The sequence below is a fragment of the Sulfitobacter guttiformis genome (genome assembly GCF_003610455.1).
Taxonomy (GTDB): Bacteria; Pseudomonadota; Alphaproteobacteria; order Rhodobacterales; family Rhodobacteraceae; genus Sulfitobacter; species Sulfitobacter guttiformis.
In genome coordinates, this window is the sequence record NZ_RAQK01000001.1 from 876,367 (window position 1) to 894,433 (window position 18,067).

The 18,067-nt window shown below is 56.3% G+C and carries 17 protein-coding genes; 11 read left to right on the forward strand and 6 right to left on the reverse strand.

The genetic code is table 11. The annotated features are described in order from the left end of the window. Positions 1-108 precede the first annotated feature (108 nt). The gene (locus tag C8N30_RS04165; protein WP_025063242.1) at positions 109-2,382 is read left to right on the forward strand and encodes an NADP-dependent malic enzyme; all 2,274 of its coding nucleotides are present in this window, start codon (positions 109-111) and stop codon (positions 2,380-2,382) included. A 107-nt stretch (positions 2,383-2,489) separates the two neighbouring features. On the opposite strand, the gene C8N30_RS19770 is transcribed toward C8N30_RS04165, so the two are convergent. Then, positions 2,490-2,612, reverse strand: coding sequence for a hypothetical protein (locus C8N30_RS19770; RefSeq protein ID WP_269667563.1), 123 nt, complete (start codon positions 2,610-2,612; stop codon positions 2,490-2,492). Positions 2,613-2,860: 248 nt separating this feature from the next. Between C8N30_RS19770 and C8N30_RS04170 the strand changes: the two genes are divergently transcribed. Further along, on the forward strand, positions 2,861-4,753 hold the full coding sequence (locus tag C8N30_RS04170) for an AMP-binding protein (protein ID WP_025063243.1): 1,893 nt from the start codon (positions 2,861-2,863) through the stop codon (positions 4,751-4,753). 83 nt (positions 4,754-4,836) lie between these two features. On the opposite strand, the gene C8N30_RS04175 is transcribed toward C8N30_RS04170, so the two are convergent. Beyond that, a complete protein-coding gene (locus C8N30_RS04175; protein WP_025063244.1) occupies positions 4,837-5,034 on the reverse strand; it encodes a CsbD family protein in 198 nt (65 codons plus the stop codon). Between the two features lie 165 nt (positions 5,035-5,199). Here C8N30_RS04175 and C8N30_RS04180 point away from each other — a divergent pair, with 165 nt between their 5' ends. From C8N30_RS04180 to C8N30_RS04190, 3 genes are read left to right on the forward strand one after another with little or no spacing between them, the layout of a single operon-like run. After that, positions 5,200-5,652, forward strand: coding sequence for a hypothetical protein (locus C8N30_RS04180; protein ID WP_025063245.1), 453 nt, complete (start codon positions 5,200-5,202; stop codon positions 5,650-5,652). Continuing rightward, the gene (locus C8N30_RS04185; protein ID WP_025063246.1) at positions 5,649-6,218 is read left to right on the forward strand and encodes a hypothetical protein; all 570 of its coding nucleotides are present in this window, start codon (positions 5,649-5,651) and stop codon (positions 6,216-6,218) included. The genes C8N30_RS04180 and C8N30_RS04185 overlap by 4 nt, the downstream gene beginning before the upstream one ends. Next, positions 6,215-6,766: an SCO family protein gene (locus C8N30_RS04190; RefSeq protein WP_025063247.1), complete on the forward strand. Its 552-nt coding sequence runs from the start codon at positions 6,215-6,217 to the stop codon at positions 6,764-6,766. The genes C8N30_RS04185 and C8N30_RS04190 overlap by 4 nt, the downstream gene beginning before the upstream one ends. A 33-nt stretch (positions 6,767-6,799) precedes the next feature. On the opposite strand, the gene C8N30_RS04195 is transcribed toward C8N30_RS04190, so the two are convergent. After that, on the reverse strand, positions 6,800-7,561 hold the full coding sequence (locus C8N30_RS04195) for an NAD kinase (RefSeq protein ID WP_025063248.1): 762 nt from the start codon (positions 7,559-7,561) through the stop codon (positions 6,800-6,802). 213 nt (positions 7,562-7,774) lie between these two features. On the opposite strand from C8N30_RS04195, the gene glyA reads away from it, so the two are divergent. Together glyA and C8N30_RS04210 are read left to right on the forward strand one after the other, a co-directional pair. Next, complete coding sequence (glyA, locus tag C8N30_RS04200) at positions 7,775-9,052, forward strand: serine hydroxymethyltransferase (protein ID WP_025063249.1); 1,278 nt, start codon at positions 7,775-7,777, stop codon at positions 9,050-9,052. 1,144 nt (positions 9,053-10,196) lie between these two features. Then, positions 10,197-10,592 (forward strand): (R)-mandelonitrile lyase, encoded by a 396-nt coding sequence (locus C8N30_RS04210; RefSeq protein ID WP_025063251.1) that lies wholly within the window; start codon positions 10,197-10,199, stop codon positions 10,590-10,592. Here C8N30_RS04210 and C8N30_RS04215 read toward each other — a convergent pair. After that, the gene (locus tag C8N30_RS04215; protein ID WP_025063252.1) at positions 10,589-10,963 is read right to left on the reverse strand and encodes a hypothetical protein; all 375 of its coding nucleotides are present in this window, start codon (positions 10,961-10,963) and stop codon (positions 10,589-10,591) included. The two genes, C8N30_RS04210 and C8N30_RS04215, sit on opposite strands and share 4 nt — an antisense overlap. 54 nt (positions 10,964-11,017) lie before the next feature. Here C8N30_RS04215 and C8N30_RS04220 point away from each other — a divergent pair, with 54 nt between their 5' ends. Then, entirely contained in the window at positions 11,018-11,779 is a 762-nt protein-coding gene (locus C8N30_RS04220; protein ID WP_025063253.1) for an alpha/beta fold hydrolase, read from the forward strand. 106 nt (positions 11,780-11,885) lie between these two features. Here the strand turns inward: C8N30_RS04220 and C8N30_RS04225 are convergent, their stop codons facing one another. Continuing rightward, entirely contained in the window at positions 11,886-12,116 is a 231-nt protein-coding gene (locus tag C8N30_RS04225; protein WP_025063254.1) for a hypothetical protein, read from the reverse strand. A gap of 159 nt (positions 12,117-12,275) precedes the next feature. Here C8N30_RS04225 and carB point away from each other — a divergent pair, with 159 nt between their 5' ends. The 3 genes from carB (at position 12,276) to C8N30_RS04240 (ending at position 17,375) form a co-directional block, all read left to right on the forward strand. Beyond that, positions 12,276-15,650 carry a carbamoyl-phosphate synthase large subunit gene (carB, locus tag C8N30_RS04230; RefSeq protein ID WP_025063255.1) on the forward strand — a complete coding sequence of 1,125 codons (3,375 nt, stop codon included), beginning with the start codon at positions 12,276-12,278 and terminating at the stop codon, positions 15,648-15,650. Positions 15,651-15,668: 18 nt separating this feature from the next. Beyond that, positions 15,669-16,106: an ACT domain-containing protein gene (locus tag C8N30_RS04235; RefSeq protein ID WP_025063256.1), complete on the forward strand. Its 438-nt coding sequence runs from the start codon at positions 15,669-15,671 to the stop codon at positions 16,104-16,106. 144 nt (positions 16,107-16,250) lie between these two features. Continuing rightward, positions 16,251-17,375: a beta-ketoacyl-ACP synthase III gene (locus C8N30_RS04240; RefSeq protein ID WP_025063257.1), complete on the forward strand. Its 1,125-nt coding sequence runs from the start codon at positions 16,251-16,253 to the stop codon at positions 17,373-17,375. On the opposite strand, the gene arsH is transcribed toward C8N30_RS04240, so the two are convergent. Further along, on the reverse strand, positions 17,372-18,061 hold the full coding sequence (arsH, locus tag C8N30_RS04245) for an arsenical resistance protein ArsH (protein ID WP_037968497.1): 690 nt from the start codon (positions 18,059-18,061) through the stop codon (positions 17,372-17,374). The genes C8N30_RS04240 and arsH overlap by 4 nt on opposite strands. Between the last annotated feature and the right edge of the window lie 6 nt (positions 18,062-18,067).

Here is an 18,067-nt window from a genome sequence, read left to right on the forward strand (position 1 = left end):
TTAATTTCCCCACTGCACCGCGGCCTTAAACCGCGTTTCTCAAATGCCCACTGGCGCTTGGTACGCAATAGTTTAATACTAAACTAAATTCAGAATGAGGTTCGCACCATGTCCGACAAGTCCCAAACCCGTCAGGCTGCCCTTGATTATCATGCCTTCCCAAAACCCGGAAAACTCGAGATAAGGGCAACCAAACCGTTGGCCAACGGGCGCGATCTGGCCCGTGCCTACAGCCCCGGTGTGGCAGAGGCCTGTATCGAAATTCAAAAAGATCCCTCTACTGCCGCCCTATATACATCCCGTGCCAATCTTGTCGCGGTAGTGACAAACGGGACCGCAGTTTTGGGCCTTGGCAACATCGGCGCTCTGGCGTCCAAGCCGGTGATGGAGGGAAAGGCAGTTCTGTTCAAAAAATTCGCAGGGATCGACTGTTTTGACATCGAAGTAAACGAATCCGACCCCGAAAAACTTGCTGATATTGTTTGCGCACTCGAGCCGTCGTTCGGCGCGATCAACCTTGAAGATATCAAGGCCCCCGATTGCTTCACGGTCGAGCGGATATGCAACGAACGAATGAACATTCCCGTGTTTCACGACGACCAACACGGCACAGCCATCGTTGTCGGCGCTGCGGCCACAAATGCGCTATTTGTCGCGAACAAGAAGTTCGAGGATATCAAGATTGTCAGCACGGGTGGCGGTGCTGCGGGCATCGCCTGTCTTAACATGCTGCTGAAGCTGGGTGTGAAGCGAGAGAATGTCTGGCTGTGTGACATTCACGGTCTTGTCTACGAGGGCCGCGAGATCGATATGAACCCGATCAAATCCGAATACGCGCAAAAAACCGACCTGCGCCAACTGGACGATGTGATCCATGATGCCGATCTGTTTCTGGGTCTCTCGGGTCCCAACGTCCTGACGCCAGAAATGGTTGGAAAAATGGCAGATACGCCGATCATATTTGCACTGGCGAACCCCAACCCAGAGATCATGCCCGATGCCGCCCGCGCAGTGCGTCCCAATGCGATCATCGCCACAGGCCGGTCGGATTTCCCCAATCAGGTAAATAACGTACTCTGTTTTCCCTTCATCTTCCGCGGAGCACTGGATGTGGGTGCCACAACAATCAACGACGAGATGAAGATCGCCTGCATCGAGGGGATCGCCGCACTCGCGCGCGCCACTACCTCGGCAGAGGCCGCCGCCGCTTATCAGGGCGAGCAAATGACATTTGGCGCCGATTATCTTATCCCCAAACCGTTTGACCCCCGTCTTGTTGGCATCGTCTCCTCGGCGGTGGCACGTGCTGCAATGGAGACAGGCGTAGCCACCCGCCCCATCGAGGATATGGCAGCCTACAGGGCGAAACTCGACCATTCCGTTTTCAAATCCGCGCTTTTGATGCGCCCCGTGTTTCAGGCGGCCCGCGCCACGCCGCGCCGCATTGTATTTGCCGAAGGCGAAGACGAGCGTGTGCTGCGCTGTGCCCAAGCGATGCTGGAGGAAACAACCGAGCGCCCCATTCTCATTGGCCGACCCGAGGTCATTGAACGGAGAATGGAAAAGGCCGGTCTCGCACTCAAAATCGGGCATGACGTCGATGTAGTTAACCCAGAAAATGATCCACGCTACCGCGATTATTGGGAAACCTATCACGGCCTGTTGGCAAGGCGCGGCGTCTCCCCCGATATTGCGCGTGCCATAATGCGAACAAATACCACCGCCATCGGCGCTGTCATGGTCCACCGCGAGGAGGCCGACAGCCTTATTTGCGGCACTTTTGGTGAAACCCGCTGGCATCTCAATTACATTGAGCAGGTTTTAGGTCGAGATGGCCGCCGCGCCCATGGTTCGCTGTCGCTTATGATCCTCGAGGACGGCCCGCTGTTTATCGCGGACACGCAGGTGCACCAGCACCCCAACCCCGAACAGCTTGCCGAAATCGCTATCGGGGCGGCGCGCCATGTCCGCCGCTTTGGCCTCACGCCCAATGTCGCCATGTGTTCGCAATCACAATTCGGAAATCAGGGCGAAGGATCGGGCAGCCGCCTGCGACGCGCCATTCGCATCCTTGACGCTGGCAACCATGATTTCTCCTACGAGGGGGAGATGAACATCGATACCGCTCTCGACCCCGATCTGCGCAAGCGCCTCTTCCCCGAAAACCGCATGGAGGGGCCAGCGAACGTGCTGGTGTTCGCCCATGCGGATGCGGCATCGGGCGTGCGCAACATCTTGAAAATGAAGGGTGGCGGCCTCGAAGTTGGTCCGATTCTGATGGGCATGGGCAACCGTGCGCATGTTGTCTCGCCCTCGATTACGGCGCGCGGGCTGCTGAACATGGCCGCCATCGCGGGCACACCAGTAAACCACTATGGCTGAGGATTGGCGTAGAACAAAAAATCTAACCTGTGAACGGATGTTTGGCGCATAAAAAAGGCGGGGGAATTCCCCCGCCAATGCGTGTTCAGGATAAGGTGCAGTGCGGTCTATTTCTTGCGCACCGCCATGCTTGCGACCGCCGCATCCTTTGCTGCGTTGGTCTGTGCAGTTTCCACCGCTTTAACGCGGCGCTTGGCTTGTTTTGCTTTATTCGCTTGTTTGTCGCCCATGGCGTAACCCTATCAAAGGTTGAATGGCGGGGCCGTGATGTCCTCGCCTAGGGTCAGCGTGCGCGCATGTTCCGGCTCAATCTTGTCCGTTTTCGACAACTGCAGCGAAATACGACACTGTTGCAGAGCTATCAACTCACAGAAATCTGTAAATTCCTTTACCCAACCATCGGCTTTCTTATGAATCTACTTGCCGCCCCCCTGCGCCTGCGCGTTAACTCCGCCCAACAATAAGGGAGGACGACACGATGGGATATGCAGAGGTTTACAAGGCTGCTCAAGACAACCCAGAGGCATTCTGGCTCGAACAAGCCCAAGCTATAGATTGGGTCAAAGCCCCTGAACAGGCCCTGTTCGACAAGGGTGCGGATCTGTATGAATGGTACGCTGACAGCCTTGTAAACGGCTGCTATAACGCTGTGGACCGCCATGTTTTGAATGGCCGTGCAGCACAGGCCGCGATCATCCACGACAGCCCGATCACCGGCACCAAAGAAACAATTACCTTTGCGCAACTTCAAACCCGTGTTGCCGCCCTCGCAGGCGCGCTTGTAGCGCAAGGCGTCACATCGGGTGATCGCGTGATCATCTATATGCCCATGGTCCCCGAAGCGGTCGAAGCGATGCTGGCCTGTGCGCGTATCGGCGCTGTCCACTCGGTTGTGTTCGGAGGATTTGCCGCGAACGAACTGGCCGTACGGATTGATGACTGTACGCCTAAGGCGATAATTGCCGCCTCCTGCGGGCTTGAGCCAAACCGCGTAGTCCATTACAAACCCCTGCTCGACGGTGCCATCGACATGGCACAGCACAAACCCGACGCCTGCATCATCCTGCAACGCGCCCAAGCACCCTGCGACATGGTCGAGGGCCGCGACGTCGAGTGGGAAGCTGCCAAAGCACTTGGCACACCAGCCGAGTGCGTCGCTGTTGCGGGCAATCATCCTGCCTATATTCTCTATACTTCTGGCACGACTGGCGCGCCGAAGGGTGTTGTGCGCCACACCGCAGGCCACCTCGTGGCACTCAATTGGACGATGAAGAACATATATAACGTCGATCCCGGCGATGTTTTCTGGGCCGCCTCAGATGTGGGCTGGGTGGTAGGTCACAGCTACATCGCCTATGGCCCGCTCATCGCGGGCAATACCACAGTGGTTTTCGAGGGAAAACCTGTTGGAACGCCCGATGCAGGCACTTTCTGGCGCGTCATTTCAGAGCACAACGTGCGCAGCTTTTTCACCGCCCCTACAGCGATCCGCGCCGTCAAACGCGAGGACCCCAAAGGGCTTGAAGTCGCAAAATATGATCTTACGTGCCTGCGCGCTCTTTACCTTGCCGGTGAGCGGGCAGATCCTGACACCATCATCTGGGCGCAGAACGTTCTTGGGAAACCGGTCTACGATCACTGGTGGCAAACCGAAACGGGCTATACCATTGCCGGTAACCCTGCGGGGCTGGAAGCGCTTCCCGTCAAAATCGGCTCTCCCACCGTACCCATGCCCGGCTATAACGTGCAGATCCTCGACGAGGCCGGCCACCGCGTCGGCCCGGATACACTTGGGGCCATTGCCATCAAGCTTCCGCTGCCGCCCGGCACGCTGCCGACACTCTGGAATGCCGAAGACCGCTTTCGCAAAAGCTACCTGTCCCATTTCCCCGGTTACTATGAGACAGGCGATGCCGGCATGATCGACGCTGACGGCTATCTCTATATCATGGCGCGTACGGATGACGTGATTAACGTCGCAGGCCACCGCCTATCGACCGGCGCCATGGAGGAGGTCCTTGCGGGTCATCCGGACGTGGCCGAATGTGCGGTAATCGGGGTTAATGATGCGCTGAAAGGTCAAGCACCGATGGGATTTGTCTGCCTGACAAAAGGCGTCGACCGCCCCCATGCGGAAATCGAGGCTGAATGCGTAAAACGGATCCGCGACCAGATCGGGCCCGTGGCAGCGTTCAAGCTGGCGCTGGTTGTGGATCGCCTGCCAAAAACCCGCTCGGGTAAAATCCTGCGCGCGACGATGGTAAAAATCGCGGATGGCGAAACATTCAAACTGCCTGCCACTATTGATGATCCCGCCATACTCGACGAGATCAGAGCGGCACTTCAGACCATAGGCTATGCAAAAGTCTGATGCCGTCTGCGCTTGCCGCACTCGGTTATTAAAAAAAGCGGCCCCCGCAAAGGGGCCGCTCTTCTACGAACTTATCCAGTGGTTCAGAGGCTTGACATAAAGTCGTCAACTTCTTTTTTCGCCTCTTCTTTCGAACGGCCGTATTTCTCTTGAATGCGGCCTTCGAGTTCCTCGCGATTACCCTCTGCTTTATCGAGGTCATCGTCGGTCAGGTCGCCCCATTTTTGCTGCGCTTGACCTTTGAATTGTTTCCAGTTGCCTTGAATTGTATCCCAGTTCATCAGGTATCTCCTTTACGTTTGTTATGGGCCGGTTTCGCGTCTCAGCGTCTCCCGCGCCTCTCATAAATGTAACCCTTCACGATCTTGTTTGGTTCCATAAGCGCATAAAATCTTGCTTCACTTAGCATCGACGCTACGCTGGGCTCAGAACCAGAAGGATAGTCCATGCGCAAAACACTTGGCCTCATTACCGCACTTATGCTCACCCCCGCTTACGCAAGCGCACAGGAAGGCACCCGCGTGCAGATAACAGGAGAGATCATTGACACGTGGTGCTATTTCTCCGGCGTCATGGGCGGGCCGGATGCCGTTGTAGGATCGTCCCACCACACATGCGCACTGTGGTGCAGCGCGGGCGGGATTCCTGTGGGCATACTGGGCGAGGACGGTACCGTTTATACCGTACTCAAGGTCGGCGAGGATGATGAAAGTGCCGGCGGTGACACATTGCTCACCTTGGCCAGCTACTCCGTGACAGCCGATGGAATGCTCTACCCGCGTGACGGCATAAACTATCTGGTTGTCGCCAACGTAGTTGCAGAAGATGCGATTTCCAACCTCACCCATGAGGACTACGGTCCTGTTCCGGGATTTGCGATACCGGAGCCGAAACCATGAAGCACCTTCTCGCCCCAATCGTCGCTTTGGCGCTCGCTCACCCCGCCACCGCTCAGGATTTCTCCGACGGCTCCGAGGCAAAAAGCTGGAGCCTTTATGCCGAGGTGCCCGCCAAATTCGACGCAACGGTAGTTGATCTGCTGTGCCATCTTACGGGCGATTGCCCCGAAGATTGCGGCGCAGGCCGCCGCCAGATGGGCCTGCTACGCAGTGCCGATAACGTGCTGATCCTCGCGATGAAGAACAACCAGCCTGCGTTCACAGGTGCTGCCGTTGACCTTGCCCCGTTTTGCAACCAGACGGTCACCGTCGATGGCCTGCTGCTCGAAGACGAAGATCTTGCTGCCAAAAACATGTACCTTGTCCAGACCGTGACTACTGCTGATGGCACCACGCAAAAAGCAAACACATGGACCCAGGTTTGGGCCATGCAAAACTCTGAGGCAGCTGGTGAAGGGCCATGGTTCCGCCGCGACCCCCGCGTCAATGCCGAGATCGCAAAAAACGGATACCTCGGTTTGGGCCTCGAAGCTGACGCAGCCTTTATAAAAGAGCTGTTCGAGTGATCCGCGCTGCTTTGCTCGCTATGTTTTTCGCCACGTCTACAGCGGCGGGGAGTAGTCTTCCGTTCGATACGGGCGGTGCGTATTCCCTGACCAATCAGTTCGGCCAGACACGCACGCAATCAGACCCCGATGGCCATGCACAGTTGGTGTTTTTCGGATACGCCAACTGCCCAGGAATTTGCTCGGCTGCCATGCCCTTAATCGCAGATGTGGTAGATGCGGTTGCGGGTCATGGCATCACCCTTCGACCTGTGATGATCACCGTTGATCCCGCCCGTGACACAGTCGAAAACATGGCCATCCCGATGGCAAACTACCATCCCGACTTCATCGGCCTCACGGGCAGTCCCGCCGCACTTGATACAGCCTATCAGGCATTCAACATCGACCACAAACTGGTCTATGACGACCCTGAATATGGCCCTGTGTTCAGCCACGGCGCGCTTATTTACCTCATGGACAGCAGAGGCGAGGTTTTATCCCTCATCCCCCCTGTACTCGACACCCGGCGCGCCACCGAAATCGCGCTGAAATATATCGCACGCTGATGATCAGAGCCTAAGACAGAACTTCGAAACAGGTCAGGTGAACTGCTCCGAAATCAGCCGCTCTTCCAGACCATGACCTGGGTCAAAAAGTATCTTGTGGGAAATATTCGGCTCCGAGCGGATCTCGACAGAAGCCACGTCGCGGTAGCTGGTGCCGTCCGCGTCGGCCATGACAGGTCGCTTGTCAGGCTCCTGAACGTCAAAGCGCACTGTGGCGGTCGAAGGCAACAGCGCCCCGCGCCAGCGCCGAGGCCGGAACGCCGCCATCGCCGTTAGGGCCAGCACGTCCGCGCCGATAGGCAGGATCGGACCGTGGGCGGAGTAATTATATGCCGTCGATCCCGCAGGTGTTGCCACCAACGCCCCATCGCACACCAGCTCCTGCATCCGCAGTCGCCCGTCCACAGTAATCTGCAATTTTGCGGCCTGAGGCCCTTGCCGCAGAAGGGCCACCTCATTGAGTGCAAGCGCCTCAGAGACCCTCCCGTCTACATGAATGGCCTTCATCGACAACGGGTGGATCACCGCTTCTTCTGCAGCGTCAAGGCGGGCGCGCAGGTCACTCTCGACGTAAGTATTCATCAAAAAGCCGATTGTCCCGCGGTTCATCCCGTAGACAGGCGCGGCCAACGCCTGGGTCTCGTGCAGCGTTTGCAGCATAAAGCCGTCGCCGCCCAGCGCCACAATGACCTCCGCCTCTTCAGGCTCGACAGTGCCATACCGCCCCACAAGCGCTGCGCGTGCGGTTTGCGCCACTGCTGCGCGACTCGCCAAAAATGCAATCTTCTGAGGCATCATGTTTCCGATCTGCGCCACGTTCCACCCAGAGAACCACACTATTCCCCCAACTGCCAGCACCGGCCAGCCAAATCATCATCTGCGGCAAATTGCAGGGTGCAGTCGCTCCACGGCGCATCTATCTGGTGTTCAGTCGCTTTCACGTCTTCACCACCGCGCGGGTTTCCTATACGAAACTGCGCAACAGGACCCCATGCTCAAGGAGCCATTATGTCAGATTTCTTTACCCGTTCTCTTGCCGATACAGATCCCGCCATCGCGGAGGCCACCGCCAAGGAATTGCACCGCCAGCGCACCGAGATCGAGCTGATTGCTTCTGAAAATATCGTCTCGGCCGCCGTAATGGAGGCGCAGGGCGGCGTTATGACCAACAAATACGCCGAAGGCTATCCTGGCCGCCGCTATTACGGTGGTTGCCAATATGTCGACATTGCCGAGCAATTGGCCATCGACCGCGCCTGCCAGCTTTTCTCCTGCGGCTTTGCCAACGTCCAGCCAAACTCGGGCTCGCAAGCAAACCAGGGTGTGTTTCAGGCGCTACTCCAGCCCGGTGATACCATTCTGGGTATGTCCCTCGACGCAGGTGGCCACCTCACACATGGCGCCAAACCGAACCAGTCGGGCAAATGGTTCAACGCCATTCAGTACGGCGTTCGCCGCGAAGACAACCTGCTGGACTATGACGAGGTACAGCGCCTCGCGACCGAGCATAAGCCCAAGATGATAATCGCCGGCGGCTCCGCCATTCCACGCAAGATTGATTTTGCCAAAATGCGCGAAATCGCCGACAGCGTTGGCGCCTATCTGCTGGCGGATGTGGCACACTTCGCAGGTCTGATCGCGGCGGGCGAATACCCCAACCCCTTCCCCCACGTGCACGTGGCCACCACCACTACCCACAAAACCCTGCGCGGACCCCGCGGCGGCATGATCCTCACCAACGACGAGGATCTGGCGAAGAAGTTCAACTCCGCCATCTTCCCCGGCATTCAGGGTGGCCCGCTGATGCACGTAATCGCCGCCAAGGCAGTGGCATTTGGCGAGGCACTTCACCCATCATTCAAAACCTACATCAAGCAGGTCATCAAGAACGCGCAGGCACTTTCTGATCAACTGATCAAAGGCGGGCTGGACACGATCACCCACGGCACCGACACCCATGTATTGCTGGTTGATCTGCGCCCAAAAGGCGTCAAAGGCAACGCCACTGAAAAAGCGTTGGAGCGTGCAAACATCACCTGCAACAAAAACGGCGTTCCTTTTGATCCTGAAAAGCCGATGGTCACCTCCGGTATCCGTCTAGGCTCCCCCGCAGGGACCACGCGCGGCTTTGCCGAGGCCGAATTCCGCCAGATCGCGGATTGGATCATCGAAGTGGTTGATGGTCTTGCGGCCAACGGCGAAGAGGGCAACGCACAGATCGAAGCAAAGGTAAAAGCGGAAGTAGAGGCGATGTGCGCCCGCTTCCCGATCTATCCGAATCTCTGATCACAAGGCCCTTCGCCTGTCATAATTACACGCTGGCCCCGACACTTATGTGCGGGGCCAGTGCCGTTAGACCGAGGTACTCGCGACATCATCCCGATGCCGAAATCTTGTCACGACAAGCATCAGATGCAGCTTCCCATCTGACAACTGATTTCAGGAAAATCTAAAAGATATCTTCCCGCGGAGCGTGTGTAAGCGCGGAACGCCGTACTGCAATCAAGCGGCGGCTAATATGATACGGGGCGCGGGACGCTAATAATCAAATCCGCGGATAAACTCTTTTAATATCGAAATTTTATCGAAATCTAAGTTCAGTCGGCAGCTTTGAGTCATTATAAAAAACCTCTATTAAAATCGTGAAGAATGCGAGTTTTAGAAACGCGGCCTGTCTATGGTCAGCCCTTCTAATGGCCAGATAGATATCTAAAAAGTGGGCTATCGGAAAAAATTGGCAAATCGGCACAGCGGGAAGTTGTTGCGCACAGCACATCACCCGTCAGCTCAACACAAGCGGGTATAACGTCCTAGATATTGCGCCCTCGCCCAGCGCCATAGAAAAGACCTGCTCCAGCCTTATGGCTACTAGATGCGTTCCAGTCGTTATGGAAATATCTAAACCGCCCGAAAGTTTCGTCTGTTGATTGAAAAGGCTTTTTCTGATTCTCCGCGAGAGCAGTTGATTTGGGAGGAAGACGTCGAAATTCCGCTATTATACAGCCGGAACTTCAGACCATGTTAAAAATTTTGAGAGCCCTGTTGAAGAAGAAATCGGCCGCGCTTTCAAAGGGCAATTCCCAAATCATAAAACCACCTGCCGCTGCTGTCGAAGAGCAACGCATGTCTACAAAGCATGTATTTTGCGAATGTTTGACACGCCTAAGTCGGAACATGAATGTCGCACACCCGCCCAGAGGTTTTCATCGTATGAATGCGCCTTACGGGCAATTGCTGCTCGAAAAAATTGTGGGGATCAATGACAAGAACAGGCAGGTGAGCTCCGATACCCGGTCGTCGGGAAATAAGCAGATGTGAAGCGGGAAATGCGCAAATCCAGTTTCGCTAGACCCAATCCATACCTTTCCACGCAGCGGATTTTAGGTCACTCTATCGTCAGTGACCCGACAAAATTCAAAAGGCGACACCAATGATTATTCATCCCGCAGGTTCCCGCCCCTCCGGTACTGGCCCCGCAGAATATTTTACCGGAACGGTGCGCATGGACCCACTGATCACAGCGCCCGCCCCCGCCCGCCTGCGCGGCGTTACTGTCACGTTCGAGGCGGGTGCGCGCACGGCGTGGCATACCCATCCGCTGGGCCAGACCCTTATCGTGACTTCCGGTACAGGCCTCGTTCAGCGTGAGGGAGGTGTGGTGGAAACGGTCCGCCCCGGTGATACCGTCTTTTTCGAGCCCGATGAGAGGCACTGGCACGGGGCGAGTGCAACTGTAGCTATGACCCACATCGCACTGCAGGAGGAACTCGACGGGAGTGCGGTCACATGGCTTGAGCATGTAACCGACGCCGAATATTCCGCTTAGACATATCCGCCCCACCACAGCCAAACGACGAACATCACTGCAACGGCAAGCAGGTTTGCGGCCACCGCCGCTGTCACGCTCAATATGCGCGACTTGCGCAACTCGACCACGTCCAAACTGACCAGATAGGTGCGCACAGCTTCGAAATCACGCTCGACGGCCTCGGCATCTATCTGCCGCGCGGTTTTGGGGTTATGGGCCAGCGTCTCGGCGCGCATAAGTGCCACCCCCCGCTTTCGCACCGACCTCGGCAGCCGCCGTCCCGCACGGCGCAGGGCCTGCGCCAGATCGCGGCCCCGCACGTCCAACTTTTCCTGCATCAATCCGCGCAATTTTCGCGATTTGGCCGCCATATCCCTGTCTGTCATCATCTCCCAACTCTAAGCGGCTGGTCACTGCCCTGCAATGGCGCTACGCCTGATCACATGCTGAGTTTTACCGAATTCGGGGATTCATCCCCTGACCGCCCCCCCCTGATCATCGCCCATGGCCTTTATGGCTCTGGGCGGAATTGGGGTGTTATCGCCAAACGCCTGTCCGACACGCGCCGCGTGATCACGCCTGATATGCGTAATCATGGCAGCAGCCCGCGCGCGGCGACCCAGTCCTATGAGGACATGGCCGACGACCTCGCCGATCTTATCGCCCACATAGGTGGTCCCGTGGATCTGTGCGGCCACTCCATGGGCGGAAAAGCTGCGATGGTTCTCGGGCTCAAATACCCCCACTTGCTGCGTCGCCTCATCGTGGCCGACATCGCACCAGTCCCCTACTCCCACACCCAATCACACCAGATCGCCGCAATGCGCGCCGTAGACCTGAATGCAGTAACCCGCCGCTCGGAAGCCGCAGAACAACTGGGCGCTCAAGGGGTCGAGCCTGCGCTACAAAGCTTTTTCACTCAATCGCTGGATGTCGCTGGTAAACGCTGGCTGCTCAATCTCGACGTGCTAGAGGCCGAAATGCCAAACATCATCGGCTTTCCCGAAATCGAGGGCCAATTCACGAACCCCACCCTATTCCTGACCGGCGGCGATAGCGCCTATGTACTGCGTGAGCACCGCCCGCTGATAAAATCGCTTTTTCCTGCCGCCCGTTTTGCCAAATTGCCAAACGCAGGCCACTGGCTTCATGCCGAACGCCCACGAGAATTCGAGGCCGCTGTGCGGGCTTATCTTGATGCGTGAAAGGACAGGTAAACCCCCGCCAGCATGCTGTTAAATGAGCAACGCTAGCGCAAAAGGCTTATTCCAACGGTCCAGATGTCAAAGGCCAGCATCGGCCATCTGACCGTCATCGGGTGCACCAGCCAAACGCAAACAAGAATAACCGCATACCGGTCACCGCAAACAGCATCATGAATATCAAAGAAAACACTGCAGGCAGTATCTTGATCAGATCTTTCTCATGCACCACGTCGAAGCGCCGGTACAACGGAGGGAGTCCCCCCTGAACTTGAAGCGTCACAATCAGATAGACAAACGCCGTAATCGAAAAGGGCAAAATCAGGGTGTCAGCATTCATGACGCATGATAAACGTCCTACATCACTTTTGCCCGAACAAACTAGCGAAAAACTGGCACTTAAATACTCCAGCGAAATACCTCCCCTTTTGCACCTTGCACCCCGCAGCCCAGCGCCTATAAGCACAAAAGTTTGCGAAATTCATAGGGGGCCATAGCCATGCCAAAGAGAACCGACATCAAGTCGATTATGATCATTGGTGCAGGGCCTATTGTCATCGGACAGGCCTGCGAATTCGACTACTCCGGCGCGCAGGCATGCAAGGCGCTCAAGGAGGAAGGCTACCGCGTAATCCTTGTCAACTCAAACCCTGCCACCATCATGACCGATCCGGGCCTAGCCGATGCCACCTACATTGAGCCGATTACCCCTGAAATGGTCGCAAAGATTATCGAAAAAGAGCGCCCCGACGCGCTGCTGCCCACGATGGGCGGCCAGACGGGGCTGAACACTTCGCTCGCCCTCGAAGAGATGGGCATACTGAAGAAATATAACGTCGAGATGATCGGTGCGAAGCGTGAAGCAATCGAGATGGCCGAGGATCGCAAACTGTTCCGCGAAGCCATGGACCGCCTCGGCATCGAAAACCCGAAAGCGACCATTTGCACCGCACCGAAAGATGCGAATGGCAAGAAAGACCTCGCCGCAGGCGTGCGCATCGCACTGGAATCTCTTGAGGAAATCGGCCTGCCCGCCATAATTCGTCCTGCCTTTACCATGGGCGGCACCGGGGGCGGCGTCGCGTATAACCGCGAGGACTACGAATTCTATTGCCGCTCTGGCATGGATGCCTCGCCCATGGGTCAGATCCTCATAGACGAGTCGTTGCTGGGCTGGAAAGAATTCGAGATGGAGGTTGTACGTGATAGCGCCGACAACGCCATCATCGTCTGCGCAATCGAGAACGTGGACCCGATGGGAGTGCACACAGGCGACAGCATCACTGTAGCTCCTGCACTCACTCTGACGGACAAAGAATATCAGATCATGCGCAACCACTCCATCGCCGTACTGCGCGAAATCGGCGTGGAAACGGGCGGTTCTAACGTGCAATGGGCGATCAACCCCGCTGATGGCCGCATGGTCGTAATCGAGATGAACCCCCGCGTGTCACGCTCCTCCGCGCTGGCGTCAAAGGCCACTGGTTTCCCGATTGCAAAGATCGCCGCAAAACTGGCAGTCGGCTTTACGTTGGACGAGCTAGACAACGACATCACCGGCGTCACACCCGCGAGCTTTGAGCCTACCATCGATTACGTCGTCACCAAGATCCCCAAATTCGCCTTCGAGAAGTTTCCAGGCTCCGAGCCTTACCTTACTACCGCGATGAAATCCGTCGGCGAAGCTATGGCCATCGGCAGGACCATTCACGAAAGCCTGCAAAAGGCGCTGGCGTCAATGGAATCCGGCCTTACCGGCTTTGACGAAATTATCATTCCAGGTTTCAATCCTGACCTGCCCGATGACGCCTCTGATAACCGCGCCGCCGTGACAAAGGCGATTGCAAAAACCACCCCCGACCGTATGCGGACCATCGTTCAGGCTATGCGGCACGGCATGTCAGACGTAGATATCCATGCTACGACCATGTTCGATCCGTGGTTTCTCGCCCGCTTTCGCGAGATCGTGGAGGCGGAAGAAGTTGTCCGTGCAAATGGCCTGCCCACCGAAGAAACAGCGCTACGCCGCCTCAAAATGATGGGCTTTACCGATGCCCGCCTCGCGACGCTCACAGGCCAGACCGAAAAAGAGATCCGCAAATATCGTCTCGGACTCGGCGTAAAGGCTGTATTCAAACGCATCGACACCTGCGCCGCCGAATTCGAAGCGCAGACGCCATACATGTACTCGACTTACGAAACACCAATGATGGGCGACGTCGAATGCGAAGCACGCCCGTCTGACCGGAAAAAAGTCGTAATCCTCGGCGGCGGCCCCAACCGTATCGGTCAGGGGATCGAGTTCGATTATTGCTGCTGCCACGCGTGCTATGCCCTCACGGATGCCGGCTATGAAACCATAATGGTCAATTGCAACCCCGAGACGGTCTCAACCGACTATGACACCTCCGACCGCTTGTATTTTGAGCCACTCACATTTGAGCACGTCATGGAAATCCTACGCGTTGAGCAGGAAAACGGCACCCTCCACGGCGTTATCGTACAGTTTGGCGGCCAAACGCCCCTGAAAATCGCCCAAGCACTGCACGACGAAGGCATCCCGATCCTCGGCACCACGCCCGATATGATCGACCTTGCAGAAGACCGCGAACGCTTCGCCGATCTGGTGCAGTCCCTCGGCCTCAGGCAGCCGCACAACGGCATCGCCCATTCCGACGCCGAAGCCATCGAGATCGCGAAAGAAATCGGCTTCCCCCTCGTCATCCGCCCCTCCTACGTCCTCGGTGGCCGTGCGATGGAGATCGTCCGAGATCAGGCCAACCTCGAGCGCTACATATCGGAGGCCGTTGTCGTCTCGGGCGACAGCCCCGTGCTTCTCGACAGCTACCTTTCGGGGGCGGTCGAACTCGATGTAGACGCCCTCAGCGACGGCACTGATGTCCACGTCGCGGGCATCATGCAGCACATCGAAGAAGCCGGCGTACACTCCGGCGACTCTGCCTGCTCGCTCCCTCCCTACTCGCTCAGTAAAGAAATTATCGCAGAAGTCGAAGTGCAGACAAAAGCCCTCGCAAAGGCTCTTAACGTCGTGGGCCTCATGAACATCCAGTTCGCCGTCAAACCCAACGCCGAGGGCGTCGAGGAGATCTTCCTGATTGAGGTCAACCCCCGCGCCTCACGTACAGTCCCGTTCGTCGCCAAAGCAACCGATAGCGCCATCGCCAGCATCGCCGCCCGCATCATGGCCGGAGAGCCGCTGAGCAACTTCCCCCTACGCGCGCCTTATGACGCCAATGCCGCTTATGACGATGTCCTGCCGCTGGGCGATCCGATGACGCTGGCCGACCCGAACATGCCATGGTTTTCGGTCAAAGAGGCGGTTCTCCCCTTTGCCCGCTTCCCCGGTGTCGACACGATCCTTGGACCCGAAATGCGTTCCACCGGAGAAGTGATGGGTTGGGACCGCGATTTCCCCCGCGCGTTTTTGAAGGCACAGATGGGCGCTGGTACGATGCTGCCCCGCACAGGCAACGCTTTCCTATCGATCAAGGATGCTGACAAAACCTCCGATGTTCTGGATGCAGCGCGCATTCTAACAGAACAAACCTTCACCATTATCGCAACGCGCGGCACTGCCGCATGGCTGACTCTTCACGATATTCCCTGCCAAATCGTGAACAAAGTTTACGAGGGCCGCCCCGACATCACCGATATGATGAAAGATGAAAACATCCATCTTGTGATGAACACGACCGAGGGCGCGCAAGCGGTCGAGGACAGCAAAAGCATTCGCTCTATCGCCCTGTATGATCGTATCCCTTACTATACCACGGCTGCAGGCGCTTACGCCGCCGCGCTGGCGATCAAGGCACAGGCAGAGGGTGATATTGGCGTGAAATCGCTTCAGGGATAATGTAAGGAAAAGTTCCAGATGTCAGGCATCGCCGCAAAGATCGCCCACAGTGCAAGTGATATGATCGCTGGCATGGCTCCCTCCCTGCTTGATGGGCTGTTTGTCTTTGCCAGCACAACAGATAATGAGCTTTTGATCCGAACAGCGCCCCATGTAAGGGGACTGTTTCTAGAGGCGGAAGGCAGTTCTCTGATATTGCCGCTAGATGTAGCAACTGCCGAAGGTTTGGATATTTCGGCGCCTATGCACTGCATTACCCTTACGGTTCATTCTGCACTCGATGGTGTTGGCCTTACCGCTGCGGTAGCCTCTGCGCTGGCAGACCATAACATCCCTTGCAACATGGTCGCGGCCTTTTACCATGACCATGTTTTCGTCCCTGAGACAGACGCAGCTAACGCAATGCGCATCTTACAAGCACTCCAGAAAAACCAATGCGCCAGTGAAAGCCCATAAACTCCGCTTTTAAATCGCACATCCCTGAAATATCCGCTAAAATCATCCAAGCCTTCCCGAGGTGTCCGCAGTCTTTCGCGCCCAAGAAAAGTTACCCACAGGAATTAACCGACCTAAGTCACTGCCAGTAAAGAGGAATAAGAGATGTACACACCCGCAATTACAGGCACTGGCGTATTCACGCCCGATCAGGTCATCACCAACGCCGAACTGGTCGCGTCCTTTAATGCTTATGTGGATATCTACAACGCAGAAAATGCAGCGCAGATTGCAGCAGGCGCGCTCCCTGCCAAGGACTACTCCTCGGAGGAATTCATCCTGAAAGCTTCCGGCATTAACCAGCGCTATGTAATTGATAAAGAAGGCATCCTAGACCCGAACGTCATGCACCCCCTTCTGCGCCAACGCAGTGATGACGAACCCTCGTTAATGGCGGAAATGGCGCTGGATGCTGCAACAAAGGCTCTTGAGGCGGCAGGAAAGACAGCTGCCGATGTCGATGCCGTTATCTGCGCAGCCTCAAATCTCGAACGCGCTTATCCCGCAGTGGCCATCGAAATACAAAACCTTCTTCAGATCAACGGCTTCGCTTTTGACATGAATGTGGCTTGCTCCTCTGCGACCTTCGGCATTCAAGCTGCCGCGGACATGATCCGCTCTGGCTCAATCCGGAGTGCGCTTGTGGTTAATCCTGAAATTTGCTCAGCGCATCTGGAGTGGCGCGATCGCGACTGTCATTTCATATTCGGCGATGTCGCCACGGCCGTTTTGATTGAGCGCGCGGAGGATGCGACGGGGTCGTATTTTGAAATCAGATCAACGCGCTGCGCGACGGACTTTTCCAATAACATTCGCAACAACAACGGCTTTTTGCGCCGTTCCCGCCCTGACGGTGTTGCAGACCGTCGCGATATGCAATTCATGCAAAACGGGAGAAAAGTGTTTAAGGAAGTGTTGCCTATGGTGGCAGATCACATCGCCGGGCATATGGCTGAAGAAACCGTCCACGCTGATGATTTGAAACGTATTTGGCTGCATCAGGCGAATAAATCTATGAACGATTTTATCGGGAAGAAAGTTCTAGGACGCACTCCGGAAGAAGGAGAGCAGCCCAACATTCTACAAGATTACGCAAATACATCTTCCGCAGGGTCGATGATTGCATTCTCCAAGTATTCTGACGACCTGAATGATGGTGATGTCGGTCTTATCTGTTCGTTCGGTGCTGGATATTCGGTGGGCTCGGTTATCGTCGAAAAACACGGCTAGATGTCCTTCAGTGACACCCGTTTATGCACCTGCTCGGCACTCTCTACCCGCTCGGAGTAGCGGTCGACAAGGTAGTCAGACCGCCCCCTTACCAGCCATGTAAACTTTACCAGCTCTTCCATGACATCCACGATGCGGGCGTAAAACGGTCCTTCTGGCAGCCGCCCTTCACTGTCAAACTCCAACCATGCCTTCGGGATACTAGACTGGTTCGGAATGGTGATCATCCGCATCCAGCGTCCTAATATACGCATTTGGTTGACCGCATTGAAGGACTGAGAGCCCCCCGAGACCTGCATGATCGCCAGTGTCTTACCCTGCGTGGGCCGTATGCCGCCCTGCAACGACAGCGGCAACCAGTCAATCTGGCTCTTTATGATCCCTGTCATCGCGCCATGCCGCTCAGGACTGGACCAAACCATCCCCTCCGACCAAACGGCCAGATCCCGCAATTCCACGACCTTGGGATGATCATCCGCTGCATCGTCTGGCTGGGGAAGACCACGCGGGTCAAACATCTTTGTCTCACACCCGAGGTGCCGCAAAATGCGCGCCGCTTCTTCTGCTGCAAACCGCGAATAACTCTGCGCCCGCAAGGAGCCATAGAGCAATAGGATGCGCGGTCTATGACCTGCATCATCAGGGGATTTCAGTGCGTCTACGTCAATCTGCGCAAGTGCATCCATGACGGC